The sequence below is a fragment of the Natranaeroarchaeum aerophilus genome (genome assembly GCF_023638055.1).
Classification (GTDB): domain Archaea; phylum Halobacteriota; class Halobacteria; order Halobacteriales; family Natronoarchaeaceae; genus Natranaeroarchaeum; species Natranaeroarchaeum aerophilum.
Genome location: NZ_JAKRVY010000007.1, coordinates 161177 through 174590 on the forward strand (window position 1 = coordinate 161177; position 13414 = coordinate 174590).

Here is a 13414-nt window from a genome sequence, read left to right on the forward strand (position 1 = left end):
TGCAGCGCACGACAACCCGATCACAGCTGGGGCGTGGATCGCTCCCTGGCTACTGAACTCGCGCCGTCACGTCTCCGATGATCTCTAGCGCTTCTTTCAGTTCCTCCATGCCGGTCGCGTAGGAGAGCCGTGCGTAGCCCGCGCCGTTCGCGCCGAAGGCGTCACCGGGCACCGCGACGACGCCGCTATCGATCAGTTCGTCGACCCAGCCATCGGGCACTTTCGGCATGACGTAGAACGCGCCGCTGGGTCGGGGGACCTCCAGACCAGCGTCTTCGAGCCCGTCGAGGACGACGTCGCGGCGCTCCTCGAAGGCAGTGACCATCTCCTCGACGGGCTCTCTGGGGCCAGTCAGGGCGGCCTCGGCCGCGTACTGTGCGGGGGCGCTCGCACAGGCCTGCATGTACTGGTGGACGCGGAGCATCCGCTCGACGCGGCGGTTGGATCCTGTAACCCAGCCGAGTCGCCAGCCGGTCATCGAGTAGGTCTTCGAGCACGCTCCGACGACGACCACGTTGTCGCTCTCGGCGTACTCGATCGGCGAGTGGTGTTCCCCCTCGAAGACGATGTGCTCGTAGACCTCATCGGAGATACAGAGCACGTCGTGCTCGTCGGCGATCCGGGCGAACTCGCGGATGTCGGCCTCGCTCTGGACCGCACCGGTCGGATTGGCCGGGCTGTTGACGACGAATGCTGCAGTGTCTTCAGTGATGGCCTCTTCGACGGTCGCCGGATCGAGGGTCAGATCCTCGCGCAGCGGGACCGGCGTCGGGACGCCGTCGGCCAATCGCGTGAGTGCGTCGTAGGAAACGAAGCCAGGATCCGGGAAGATCACTTCCTGACCCGGATCGACGTGGGCTTCGACCGCGAGATGGAGGGCTTCGCTCCCGCCCGTGGTTGCGATGACGTTCCCTGGATCGACGTCGATGCCGTGATCGCGGTCGTAGGCGGTGCTGATCGCCTCGCGAAGGCTCTCGGTCCCCTTGTTCGAGGTGTAGGCGTCGGCTTTGCCCGACTGGATCGCCTCGACAGCGGCCGACCGCGCGTGGTCGGGAGTCGGAAAATCCGGCTGACCCAGCCCGAGGTTAATCGCGTCCTCGCCCGCCGCCTCGAACACTTCACGAATACCGCTGATAGAGATCCCTTCGACCCGTGCTGCAAACTCTGTCATACCAGTGAGGCGGGGCCCGCCGGGGTTAACTGTTGATGTTGCGGGTCGAGAACACGACGCACTTTATCGGCGCTCCTCGACGTATTCAGCAGTCGCGCCGCCGATCACGTATTCGGCGTTCTGAAGTGCCTCAACGGAACCCGAACCGGTGACGAACATCGCCGTTCTGAGCTCGGCTTCGATCCCCTCGATCATGTCGACAACCGCCTCGGGGCCATCGATCGCGGGTTCGAGGAACGGCTTCGCCAGCCCCCCGGCTCGCGCGCCCAGCGCGATGGCTTTCGCGATGTCCCGGCCGGTGCGGACGCCGCCGCTGGCGACCACGCAGTCGTGCTCGCGAACGCACTCGATCGTGCTCGCGGCGGTCGGGATTCCCCAGTCACGGAACAGCCGACCGACCTGCTCGTGACGCCGCTCATTGACGGCTGCCGCACGGTAGGCCTCGATGCCGGACCAGGTCGTACCGCCCTTTCCGGCAACGTCGATCGCATCAACTCCGGCATCGGCGAGCCGCCCCGCCGTCTCCTGAGAGATCCCGTTCCCCGTCTCCTTGACGAGCACCGGCACCGACAATCCCTCGGCAACGCGTTCGATCGCTGCCAGGCTATCCCGTGCATCGACATCACCCTCCGGCTGAACGGCTTCCTGGAGATAGTTCAGATGCACCGCGAGCGCGTCCGCGTCGATCATCTCGACCGCGCGTTCGACGGTGCCAGGGTCGTACTCTCGGAGCTGTGCCGCGCCAAGATTCCCGTACACGAACGCGTCGGGACCTGCCTCGCGGACGACGGTGTAGGACTCCAGCAGGTCCTCGTCGTCGAGTTCCAGCCCGGCCCGCTGGCTCCCCACACCCATCGCGATCCCCGTCTCTGCAGCCGCGGCCGCCAGCGCGCGGTTGATTTCGGTCGTGTTCGGGTGGCCGCCGGTCATGCTCTCGATGACGATCGGCGCGTCGAGCTGACGTCCGAGGAACTCGATGGACGTATCGATCTCGTCGTAGTGGAGTTCGGGAAGCGCTTCGTGGACGAGTCGAACGTCCGCAAAGCCCGTCCCGGAGGTCTCGACGTCCTCTTCTCTGATGATCCGAACGTGATCGTCTTTCCGGTCTTCAGTTTCCGACGGCTCCGACATTACGAAAGAATCCGAGCGTATCTCGCAAAAGCGTGTTGGTCGATCGCCCTACTGGAACATCTGGATTCGCTGGGCCTGCGAACTCTCCTGCGTATCGGCTTCTTGCATCCGCTGGGCGAGCTGTTCTTTCTGCTCTCGGATCGAGTCGGCCTGCTCGACCAGTCCGTCTACGTCCACCGTGACTGCTGCCAGCGGCTCGATCCCTTGATTGATCAGGATCCGGGCCGCTTCGGGGTCGGGAAACCGTGGGTCACTTTCGACGACCAGCGCAGTGGCGTCAAGGTTGGCCTGTGCTGCACGGTTGAGCAGTGCACCGGCGGGACCGGCGATCGCACCGTTTTCGTCGGGCCGACCGACATCGTGGTCGTCAAGCCGATCGGCAGTCACCTCGCTCGTCGCCACGCCGAATAGTTCGGGTGGGACATCGCTCTTTTCGGCCGGGAAGCCGCTCAGATACAGCGGATCGACATCGTTGGCGTCGAGCCAGCCGGTCAGACATGCCGCGAACTCGGAGGTTGCGTCGACCGCGACCGGGACATCGCTTCGCAGTGCGACCAGATCGGTCTCCGCGTCCGCATAGAGCCGGACCGGCGGCCGGATCGTGCGGTCACCCGTCTCGTAGACGCCGATCGGTGCGAGTCCGTCACAGTGGATGCTCGCGTAGTAGGTCATCTCGAACTCCTCGATCAGATGGTCGGTCGCGATCTTGCCGACCAGCCCGATGCCGGGCATCCCCTCGACGAGCGTCGGCGAATCCAGTTCGATCTCGGCGTGTTCTCTGATCTGTCCCATGTCCCGTGTGTTCGCTGGCCAGTGTAGTAAAACCGGGGCCGACTCCGGCCACTGCTCCGAAACCCCCAAGCGCCCCCCGGGCGAAAGGAGCGGCAATGGAACCACTGGAACGCTATCGACCGCTAATCGACGACTTCGAGGCGTTCACCGCGGCCTGCGAGCGCCCCCTGCCCTCCGCCGTTCGAGTCAACAGCATCAAGGCGACGCCCGCACAGGTCGAGCGGGCGTTCGACGACGCCGATATCGGGTACGAGACCGCTGACTGGGCCGAAGGAATCTACCGGCTGGAGACGTCATCGCCGGGGACCCTCTGGCCCTCGGTCCACGGCTGGATCCACGGGCAGGAGGAGGTCTCCTCGCTACCCGCAAAGGTGCTGGATCCCCAGCCGGGCGAGCGCGTCTGGGACGCCGCCGCCGCGCCGGGCAGCAAGGCGACCCAGCTCTCGGCGCAGATGGACGACCGCGGCCTCGTGGTGGCGAACGACAACAACCTCGGGCGACTCTCGGCGCTCCGTTTCAACGCCGAACGGCTCGGCGTGACGAACATGGCTGTGACGAATCAAGATGCGCGTAACTTCTCGCTCAAGCGCTTCGGCGAGGGCGGCACGGACGACCGGCGTGTCGACGCCTTCGACCGGGCGCTCGTCGACGCGCCCTGTTCCTGCGAGGGGACGATCCGAAAGAACCCCGACACCTTCGACGAGTGGTCACTGGGCCACGTCGAGAGCGTCGCCGGGATCCAGCAGGGAATCCTCCGGCGGGCCGTGCAAGCGACCAGACCCGGCGGGCGCGTCGTCTACTCGACCTGTACGTTCGCCCCCGAGGAGAACGAGCGAGTGCTCGATCAGGTGCTCGACAAGGAGAACTGTCGGGTTGTCGACCAGGAGATTCCGCTGGAGCACGCCCCGGGCGTCACCGAGTTTGAGGACGAGGAGTTCGATCCCAGCGTCGAGAAAGCAGCGCGGATCTACCCACACCATAACGATACGGGCGGCTTTTTCTGTGCAACGCTGGAGGTGGGACAATGACCGAGAACGTCGGCGAGCGCTTCGACCGGCTTCCGGCGACCGCCGCGGATCGTGAAGTAGAGGGGCGGGCCACCCGCGAGGAAGTGATCGACTGGTGGCACGAGCGCTTCGACGTTCCACGCGAGACGTTCGAGGCGTACACCTTCTGGGAGAAAGGAGCCGGAAAGATCTGGGTGTTCGCCGACGACGTCCCCTCACCCATCCGGATCGAGGGGCTGGGAATGACGTTCCTGCGAACTCGCCAGGAACACTGGAAACCGACGACCGACGCCGCCCAGCGATTCGGGCGCGAAGCGAGCAAGAACGTGATCGAACTCGCCGAGGACGAGGCGAAAGCCTTCCTCACCGGCGAGGATCAGGAACTCGACTGGGACGGCGACTGGGGGTATCTGATCGCGGCACACGACGTTGGAGGCGAGCGAGAACCGCTCGGCGTCGGCCTGTACGTCTACGGCGAGTTACGCTCGATGATGCCGAAGGGGAGACAGCGCGAGCTCTAGATCGGCGGGTAGTATCTCAACTCACTGGTCGTGATGGCCAAGCGTACCCAGTTCCGTACGCGTCCCCGCGCTCGATCCCTCGGCCTCGATATCCAGCCCGTAGACGTTCCCGTCATGGCTCCCGACAAAGAGGGTGCTGTCGACCACGGTTGGCGACGAAAGCACTGACCCACCCGTCTCGAAGCGCCACGCGACCTCACCGTCGTTCGCATCAAGCGCGTAGACGTGCTCGTCAGCACTTCCGAAAAACACCCGTCCGTCAGCGACCGTCGGCGACGAGTAGACGCGGTCGTCGGTTTCCGTGAGCCACTGTAAGTGTCCGTTCGCCACGTCGATCGCGTAGACATCGCCGTCGTAACTGCCACCGAAGACGATCCCGTCGACGACCGTCGGTGAGGAGCCGACCTGCGTTCCAACCGGGAACGCCCACTCTCGCTCGCCCGTTGTGGCGTCTACCGCGTAGAGAGTTCCGTCGTGACTGCCAAACAGAACCCGTCCGTCCCAGACGGTCGGTGACGAGCGCACGGAGACGTCCGTCTCGAACTGCCAGGACTCCTCGCCCGTTTCGGAATCGAGCGCGTAGAGGCGTCCGTCGTCGCTGCCGACGAAGACCCGCTCATCGACGACAGTTGGCGAGGACTCGATCGGATCGTCGGTCTCGAAGCGCCATTGCTCCGCACCGCTCTCGGCGTCAATCGCATAGACGTTTCCGTCGTAGCTGCCGACAAATACTGTCTCTTCGGCGACGGTTGGCGAGGATGGAACGGTTGCCCCGGTCTCGAAGCACCATCGCTCGGTGCCGGGGGCGCCCCCGCCGTCGATACTGATTCCGTAGATCCGGAAATCGTCGCTGCCGACAAAGGCCGATCCGTTCGAGACGGCCGGTGAGGACCGGATACTCCCGCCGGTCGCGAACTCCCAGTGCTTGGTTCCATCGTCGCTGTCGATCGCATATAGGGAGCCATCCCGACTGCCGACGAGAACCAACTCGTCGAATACTGTGGGCGAAGAAAGCACGATATCATCCGTCTCGAACCGCCACCGTTCGGGAACGCTCTCATCGAAGACGTCGAGACAGCCGGACGCGGTTCCGAGAACGCCGACGGCGAGGCTGAGCTGGAGGAGCTGGCGGCGACCGTGTGCGGGCATAGCTGGGGTATGACGGCTATTTCATGTAAACGCTTCGACGTGCTCAGTAGCCCAGATCGAAGACGATGTTCGCCACTACGAGCACCAGAACGATTCCCAGCAGGCCGATCAGTGCGCCGAAGGAGACGGCCCAGCCGAACAGGTCAGCCAGCAGCCCGACGACGACCGACCCGGTCGAGGCCACGATCATGTAAACGGTCCGAACGAGCCCGAACCCGGCACCCTGTTCGTCCGCCGAGAGGTTGTCCATGAACCGGGGGAACACTGCCGCACCCCAGCCCATCCCGAGCCCGAGCAGGAGGATTCCGGCGACGAGTCCGGCGGGGCCGGGCACACCGACGAGCAAGGCGATACCGAGGATCGCCGTTCCGAAACACAGCGCGATGGCCCGGTCTCTGCCGTACCGGTCGGCCAGCGATCCGACCCAGATCTGCAGGATCCCCTGCACGACGAAGTACGCGGCGAAGACGACACCCGCCAGGGTCGCCGAGTGGCCGCGATGGACGGCGAAAAATGTGGGGAGAAACGAGGCAAGCCCTTGCCACGTGAAGTCAGCCACGAGGGCGATGACGGCGGTGAACGCGATCTTCGGCCGGGAGAGGAGTTCGACGATCGGCCCCAATTCGAGGCGACCCCGCATCCGCTGGTCGGGACGCTGTGGCTCTGTTGGCCGGACGTATCGGGCGAAGAGGAGGGTTGCGGGAATCGCCACGATGGCCGTGATCGCAACGGCCGGTCGCCAGCCATACCGAATTGCGACCCAGGAGACGACGACAGGTGTTACGAGGCCAGCGATGGGTGCGCCCGAGTTGTGGACGCCGACCGCGGTACCGAGGTTGTCATCGTAGGTACGGGAGAGCAGGGTCGTCGCCACCGAGTAGTGCAACCCGGCCATCACGCCCAGCGAAACAGTCCCGAGAAAGAACACGCCGAAGGTCGGTGCGGTGACGACCAGGATCGACGTGAGACCGGTACCGGCGATTGATGCCAAGACGATCGGCCGCTCGCCGTACCGGTCGGCGAGGAGCCCGCTGGGGAACTGGGCGAACGCGTAGGTGAGCCACATGCCCGTCAGCGCCGCGCCCACGAACGCGTTCGAGACCTCGAACTCGGTCGTGATTTCGGGGACGACCGGACTGATCGCCAGTCGACCCACCATCGTGACGAAGAAGGCGAGCGTGACGAGCGCCAGGACGGTCTCACGGTAGCGCCAGCGCATCGGATATAGACGCTTTCTAGACTGAGTACACGTATCCTTCGGAATCTATCCCGAAGCGGGTCTACAGCTTACAGAATTTCGAGGAGGCGGTCGATCTCGTCTCGGGTGTTAAACGCGTGGACGGATACCCGTAGCGCCTCGGGATATGGGAGGTCACGAACGCGGATCCCACGCTCGGCCAGCCGTTCGACGTCTTCCTCGGGCTCCTCGCGATCAATCGTCACGAACCCGGACTCGAATTCGCGGGGGCTCAGCAGATGCTCGTCAGGGAGTTCGGTCTTGAAGTAGTCGGTCAGGCTCTCGATTCGGGCCTCGACGGCGTCGACACCCAGCTCGTGGTGGAGGTCGATCGCTTCCTCTAGCCCCGCGTACAGGGCGGGACTCGTCGTACCGACCTCGAAGCGACCCGCCCCGGGTTCGTACTCGTAGTCGTGGGCGTTCGCCGCCGTGACGCTCCGGTAGCCGATCGCCGAGGGGATCAGGTTGCGCTCCGCGCCCGAACGAACGTAGAGGAATCCGGCACCGAACGGCCCGAGCAGCCACTTGTGAGCGCCCCCGACGACGAAGTCGGCACCCCAGTCCTCGACATCGACCGCCGTCTGGCCCGGCGACTGGACAGCATCGACCAGCACCATCGCCCCCGCGTCGTGGGCGATATCGACGATCTTCTCGATGGGAAGACGGGTTCCGTGGGTCCAGGTGACCGAGCTCACGACGAATAGAGTGGCGTCTTCTGCCGCCGCTCTGACGTCGTCGAGATCCAGCCGTCCGGTCTCGGTTTCGAGTACCCGCACGTCGACGTCGTGGGTACGTTCGAGTTTTCGCCACGGCAAAATCCCCGAGGAGTGTTCGAGATCAGTTCTGACGATCACGTCCTCGCTGTCCCAGTCGAGTGCACCCGCGACGCGGTTGATTCCGTCGGTGGTGCTCTCGGTGAGAGCGATTTCACCCGGCCTCGCGCCCAGCAGATCGGCGACGGCCGCTTTCGTCGACTCGTGTCGGTCGCCCATCGGGCCGTACATCCCCTCACTGACCGGCGTCTCGTACTCGTGGGATTCGAGCGCCGATTCGACGGCATCGACGACGCGCCGTGGGCTTGGCCCGCCCGCGCCGGTGTTGAAGTAGATGCCGTGATCGAGGGCGGGGATCTCCGCCCGCAGGGTTTCGTAGTTCATGCTCTGTGAGTTCCTTGTCGCACGTTAGTTTGTATCGCTCGTCTGCGGTTAGTTTGTACTACTCGTCCGTGATACCGACCGGATCGATCAGTCGTCGGCTTCCGCCGTGGCAACCTGACGGTCAGTCTCCGCGGCTGCCCGACTCTCCAGCCACGCTTCGGTGTCCAGCGCGGCCATACTGCCGGTGCCAGCCGCAGTGATTGCCTGCCGATAGTTGGGGTCCATTACGTCGCCAGCGGCGAAGACTCCGGGAACGCCCGTCTCGGTCGTCATGCCGCCGGTCGTCTCGATATACCCGTCCTCGTCGAGGGAGATGGGCGTATCCGCGAGAAATGCTGTATTGGGAACATGGCCGACACCGTAGAAGATCCCACCGACATCGACGCGATCGACGTCGACATCGGCTGCTGGATCTACGGGATCGCCGGCTGCTGCACGCTCGCCGGCGTTGTCGTCGAGTTTCTCCCTCGGATGCCCGTCCGGGTGACTGACGAGCGTCGCGCCGGTGACGCCGGTCTCCTCCGACCCGTGGATCGCGAGCAGTTCGGCGTTCCACCGGAACCCGATTTTCTCGTGCTCGCGGGCACGCCGGGCCATGATGTCCGAGGCCCGAAGTTCGTCTCGCCGGTGGACGATCGTGACGCTGTCGGCGAACTTCGCGAGGAAGAGCGCTTCTTCCATCGCACTGTCGCCGCCGCCGATCACGAGTACGTCGTCGCCACGGTGGAACGCGCCGTCACAGGTCGCACACGTCGAGAGGCCATAGCCCATCAGATCGTCCTCGTTTGCCGCGCCGACCCAGCGGGCGCTCGCACCGGTGGCCACAATCAGTGCGTGGGTTCGGAGGGACTCGCCATTCGAGAGCTGGAGCTCCATCGGTTCGCCCTCGACCGACGCCGCCTCGACGGTCCCGTGTTCGAAGGTCGCGCCGAAGCGCTTGGCCTGCTCTTTGCCGTGCTGGATCAGCTCCATTCCGCCCACGCCGTCGGGGAAGCCGAGGTAGTTCTCGACGTCAGTCGTCAGCGTTAGCTGCCCGCCGGGTTCGGGGCCTTCCAGTACGAGCGGTTCCAGATCCGCACGAGCAGTGTAGACCGCCGCCGAAAGGCCAGCGATCCCGGATCCGACGATGACGACCTCGTGAGGCTTGCTCATTCGTCGGTGTACTGGCTGACCAGATTGAACAGCTGCTCCTCCGAGAGCATTCCGACGTGCTGGTCGACCTGCTCGCCGCCAGCGAACAGGACGGTCGTCGGCACGCCACGAACGCCGTAGGCGCTGGCCAGTTGCTGGAGGGCGTCGACATCGACCTTTGCGACAGTCGCGTCGGACTCCTCTGCGAGTGTTTCGATTCCCGGCTCCATCATCTGACACGGACCACACCAGTCCGCGTAAAAATCGACGAGGACGACGTCCTGGTCCGCCACAAGCTCATCGAGATGGTCCGCGCTTTCGATCTGTACCGGTTCGGTGGGTGCTGTGCCATCCGTCCCGCGTTGCGTATCTGTTGCCATCACCAGTAGATAGGGGGCCACGCCGCATAAGTGTTTTGCAAAAATTGCACAATACTACCAAACGAGTCGGCTGGGGATTCAGTCGGAGACTGCGTGGGGGATACCGAGGTACGCCTCCGCGGTCGCGGAGAGGGCCGAGACCGTCGTGAACTCGTCGCAGGCGTGGGCGGTGTCGGTAGCGACGGCAAACTCCACGGTTGGAATCCCGGCCTCTCGGAGTCGTTTTGCGTCGCCGCCGCCGGTCGCGCTACGCCGATAGACGCGATCGTCTAGCACCGATTCTGCGACATCCCCGACTGCCCCGACGAGCGGACTCTCCAGTGGCTCGTAACTCCCGATACTCCAGGAGACATCTGCGACCGTCACGTCCTCGTGTTCGTCGATCCAGTCGTGGATCTCGTCGAGAAGCTCCGGCGTCCGGACGCCCGCAGTGAGCCGCACGTCGAGTCCTGCGCTCGCGGCCCGCGGAACGCTGTTTATTGCCTTGCCTCCGTCAATTGTTCCGAGATTGACGGTGGGGGATTCGAACAGCCGACTGGCCGCCTCGTATCCCATCGAGTCGGCATAGTACTCGACCGACTCGGCGACGATCGTCTCGATATCCGGTGGCACCGTCAGTTCTCGGTTCGCGAGTCGCTCCCTGAGATCCGTGATCGCCATCCAGAGTCGATCAATCGCGTTCTGCCCACGCATCGGCCGGGAGCCGTGTGCCGCCTCCCCGACCGATTCGAGCGTCAGCCAGATGCTCCCTCGGTCGGCGACGATAATCGACGCCGGGCCGCCGGTACAGGTCGGCTCGCCGATCACGCAGCCGTCCGTGTCCAGACGATCATCGTCGAGCAGCGCCTTCACGCCGGCGTCGCCCGCGACCTCTTCATCACTGACGAAGGCGAACTCCAGTGTTACTGGTGGCTGCCGGTCCCGGTGGGCGTAGTACCGTGCCACCTCGATCATCGCTGCGACCGCGCCTTTCATATCCGTCGTGCCGCGACCGTAAACCCGCTCGTCGACCTGCTCGCCGAGCGGATCGAACGACCAGCCGTCGGGATCGTACGGAACAGTATCAAGATGGCCGCTGTAGAGAAGACGCTGGTCGGTAGCTCCTGGCACTGTCGCAAGAAGGTTCGGTTTTCGGTCCTCGACAGCGAACCGTTCGGTCTCGATCCCCACCTCTCGTAACGCCGTGTCGATCCAGTCGACGATCTCGCGGGTATGACCCGGCGGATTAGTGGTATCGTGCGCGACAAGCTCCAGCGTTGTCGCTACGAGCCGTTCGGGAGGAATCGACTCGTCCGACCCGATCACGATGGGCTTTCGCTCGTCGCGACGGGCTCCTCGACGGCGTGTTCGTACTTGTCCTCGAACTCCTGGATGAGCTGACCCATCTTTGCGTACCAGTCGTTGAGCATCCGCTGCATATCGTCGGCGATCTGCTCGGGATCAGTCGGATAGTAGACGTGATAGTAGCCGCCGTCCTCGTAGTTGACCTGTTCTTTCTGAATGAAACCGCTTTTGAGCAGGCGCTGGATCGCCCGGTAGGCCGTCGAGCGCTCCCGGTCGACCTGCTCGCCAACCTCGTCGATCGTCAGCGGTTCCTCGCTCTCTACGAGTACCCTGTAACACTCCTTGTCCAGCTGTTTGAGGCCGTGAATACACTCCAGTAGCCCTTCACACGCCATGTCCCGCTGGAGCTGTTCCGCCATCGAGTTAGCCATATCGGGTACAAGGATCTGCACCGATAAAAGGTTTTGTGAATATTGTACAATGCCGTTGAGCGGCCCGAAGCGGCTGGGATGGTCCCTCAATCGTGCGGGTGGAACCGCTTGACTGCACGGTCTACTGCGTCGACCTGCCCGATAAAGGTGATCCGATCGCCTTCAGCGAGTGTGTGATCGCCGGTCGGGACTTCCGTTTTGCCGTTCGAGTGGGTCAACAGTCCGACAATACAGCCGTCAGGGATCTCCGCGTTGAGTTCGGCAATCGTCTTCCCAACGAGCCCTTCGGCAGTAACTTCGATCTCCTGAACGTCACCGGTCCGGCCGATCTCGTTCATCCACGAGGAAAGCGACGGGCGTTCGAGCACGTTTTCCAGCGACCACGCGGTCGCCATCGAAAGGTCGATCGCACGCACGCCCAGCGACTCGAAGGCGTCGACGTTACTGGGCTGGTTGACTCGCGAGGCGATCTTTTCGACGTTGAAGGTCGTTCTGGCGAGCTGGCAGGCGAGAAGATTCACGTCGTCGTCGGGCGTTGCGGCAACCACGGTCTTCGCCCGGTCGATCTCCGCCCGCTCGAGTACGTCGGCGTCGGTGCCGTCACCCTCGATCGTCCGGAAACCTCGCTCCCGGGACCGTTCGACGGCGTCGGAATCCTCGTCGATGATCAGTACGTTCTCTCCGTCCTGTTCGAGCCGTTCTGCGAGGGACAGGCCGACCCGTCCCGCGCCGATGATGATGGTGCGCATTGGTGATACCTCGAGGTAGTCCGCGATCTGTCGTGCGATGCCAGCCTGCAGGATGACCGTGGCGAAGATGATCAGGAAGACGGTCCCGGCGAGCAGTTGGGCTTCTTGCGGTCGCCCCAGTGTCTGGAGTTCGACGGCAAAGAGCGTCGCAACACTCGCGGGGATGATACCGCGCGGGCCGACCGCGCTCAGAAAGAGCCGCTCGTTGCGGGTGAACCGTTCGTTCGTCGTCGAGAGGTAGATCACGGCAGGGCGCAGCACGAGCGTGACTGCGATGACGACGGCGACGCCAGCAACGCCGAGAGCGAGAATGTCACCGAAGTCGATCAGCGCTGCCAGCGCCACGAAGACAAAGGAGAGGACGACAACCGAGAGATCATCGAGAAAGTCGATCACTTCCTCGTGGTGTGGCAGGTCGACGTTACCGAGCACGAACCCGGCCATCGCCGCCGCGCCGATCCCCGTCTCGGTTGCGATCGTCTCCGCACCGCCGTACGCGAGGAGGATTCCGGCAAGCACGATCAGGCGCGAGTGTAGCGCTGCATTGCTCGGGGTGACGTTGCTTCGAGAGAGCACCCACCAGATGCCCCCCGCAACGAGTGCACCGGTGGCGAACCCAACCGCTACCCTGAACGCGAACTCCCCGACGAACTGGAGTCCGCCACCGTCGCCCGCGATCAACACCTCGAAGACGACCACGACGAGGATCGCCGCAGTGACATCGTTGATGACACCCTCGCCTTCCAGAAGCGCACCGACGTGATCCCGAACAGTGACAACGTTCAGGATCGGGCCGATCACCGTCGGGCCAGTGGCGATCAGGAGTGCCCCGACGAGCAGTCCGACTTCGATGCTCGTGTTCAGAAAGACGATGACGGCCGCCGCAGTACCGAGCCACGTAATCGCTGCACCGATTGTGACGACCCGAAACAGCGCGTCGGGCGCTTCCCGGAGTTTGTCGATGTTGAGGTGGTATCCTCCCTCGAAGAGGATAATCGCGACGCTGACGCCGACCATCGTTGTGAGCCCACCGCCGAACGTTTCCCGGGAGACAACCCCAAGGAACTCGGGGCCGATGAGGACGCCCGCCAGGATCAGAAACAGGACGCTCGGGAGTCGGAGTCTGTCAGCCAGCACGCGGGAAGCGACGCCGAGTGCCAGGACGATGGCGACGACGCCGACGAGACTACTCATACTCGGCCACCGCCCGCCTCGATCGTCCAGTAGTGGGCTCTGGTATTTCTGGCCGTGTCACCTCTGGAATTGAGGAATCG

At 64.1% G+C, this 13414-nt stretch carries 13 protein-coding genes; 2 read left to right on the forward strand and 11 right to left on the reverse strand.

Features of this window, described 5'->3' with window-relative positions; all coding sequences use genetic code 11:
• Positions 1 to 49 precede the first annotated feature (49 nt).
• The 3 genes from AArcSt11_RS12765 to AArcSt11_RS12775 form a co-directional block, all read right to left on the reverse strand.
• The gene (locus AArcSt11_RS12765; protein WP_250597585.1) at positions 50 to 1171 is read right to left on the reverse strand and encodes a pyridoxal phosphate-dependent aminotransferase; all 1122 of its coding nucleotides are present in this window, start codon (positions 1169 to 1171) and stop codon (positions 50 to 52) included.
• 63 nt (positions 1172 to 1234) lie between these two features.
• On the reverse strand, positions 1235 to 2302 hold the full coding sequence (gene fni, locus AArcSt11_RS12770; protein ID WP_250597587.1) for a type 2 isopentenyl-diphosphate Delta-isomerase: 1068 nt from the start codon (positions 2300 to 2302) through the stop codon (positions 1235 to 1237).
• 48 nt (positions 2303 to 2350) lie between these two features.
• Positions 2351 to 3094, reverse strand: coding sequence for a proteasome assembly chaperone family protein (locus tag AArcSt11_RS12775; protein WP_250597589.1), 744 nt, complete (start codon positions 3092 to 3094; stop codon positions 2351 to 2353).
• Positions 3095 to 3189: 95 nt separating this feature from the next.
• Between AArcSt11_RS12775 and AArcSt11_RS12780 the strand changes: the two genes are divergently transcribed.
• A complete protein-coding gene (locus AArcSt11_RS12780) occupies positions 3190 to 4122 on the forward strand; it encodes an RsmB/NOP family class I SAM-dependent RNA methyltransferase (protein WP_250597591.1) in 933 nt (310 codons plus the stop codon).
• On the forward strand, positions 4119 to 4622 hold the full coding sequence (locus AArcSt11_RS12785) for a DUF7122 family protein (RefSeq protein ID WP_250597593.1): 504 nt from the start codon (positions 4119 to 4121) through the stop codon (positions 4620 to 4622). The genes AArcSt11_RS12780 and AArcSt11_RS12785 overlap by 4 nt, the downstream gene beginning before the upstream one ends.
• Positions 4623 to 4643: 21 nt before the next feature.
• Here AArcSt11_RS12785 and AArcSt11_RS12790 read toward each other — a convergent pair whose 3' ends face one another.
• The 8 genes from AArcSt11_RS12790 to AArcSt11_RS12825 all read right to left on the reverse strand — a co-directional run bounded on the left by AArcSt11_RS12790 (position 4644) and on the right by AArcSt11_RS12825 (position 13334).
• Positions 4644 to 5771 (reverse strand): beta-alanine-activating enzyme beta-propeller domain-containing protein, encoded by a 1128-nt coding sequence (locus tag AArcSt11_RS12790; protein ID WP_250597594.1) that lies wholly within the window; start codon positions 5769 to 5771, stop codon positions 4644 to 4646.
• A gap of 43 nt (positions 5772 to 5814) precedes the next feature.
• Positions 5815 to 6990 carry an MFS transporter gene (locus tag AArcSt11_RS12795; RefSeq protein ID WP_250597595.1) on the reverse strand — a complete coding sequence of 392 codons (1176 nt, stop codon included), beginning with the start codon at positions 6988 to 6990 and terminating at the stop codon, positions 5815 to 5817.
• A 68-nt stretch (positions 6991 to 7058) separates the two neighbouring features.
• On the reverse strand, positions 7059 to 8165 hold the full coding sequence (locus AArcSt11_RS12800) for an aminotransferase class V-fold PLP-dependent enzyme (RefSeq protein ID WP_250597596.1): 1107 nt from the start codon (positions 8163 to 8165) through the stop codon (positions 7059 to 7061).
• 87 nt (positions 8166 to 8252) lie between these two features.
• Positions 8253 to 9317 (reverse strand): NAD(P)/FAD-dependent oxidoreductase, encoded by a 1065-nt coding sequence (locus AArcSt11_RS12805; protein WP_250597597.1) that lies wholly within the window; start codon positions 9315 to 9317, stop codon positions 8253 to 8255.
• Complete coding sequence (trxA, locus tag AArcSt11_RS12810) at positions 9314 to 9676, reverse strand: thioredoxin (RefSeq protein ID WP_250597598.1); 363 nt, start codon at positions 9674 to 9676, stop codon at positions 9314 to 9316. The genes AArcSt11_RS12805 and trxA overlap by 4 nt, the downstream gene beginning before the upstream one ends.
• Positions 9677 to 9754: 78 nt before the next feature.
• On the reverse strand, positions 9755 to 10981 hold the full coding sequence (locus AArcSt11_RS12815; protein ID WP_250597600.1) for a M20 family metallopeptidase: 1227 nt from the start codon (positions 10979 to 10981) through the stop codon (positions 9755 to 9757).
• Entirely contained in the window at positions 10978 to 11391 is a 414-nt protein-coding gene (locus tag AArcSt11_RS12820; RefSeq protein WP_250597602.1) for a helix-turn-helix domain-containing protein, read from the reverse strand. The genes AArcSt11_RS12815 and AArcSt11_RS12820 overlap by 4 nt, the downstream gene beginning before the upstream one ends.
• A gap of 86 nt (positions 11392 to 11477) precedes the next feature.
• A complete protein-coding gene (locus tag AArcSt11_RS12825; protein ID WP_250597604.1) occupies positions 11478 to 13334 on the reverse strand; it encodes a cation:proton antiporter domain-containing protein in 1857 nt (618 codons plus the stop codon).
• Positions 13335 to 13414: the final 80 nt, after the last annotated feature.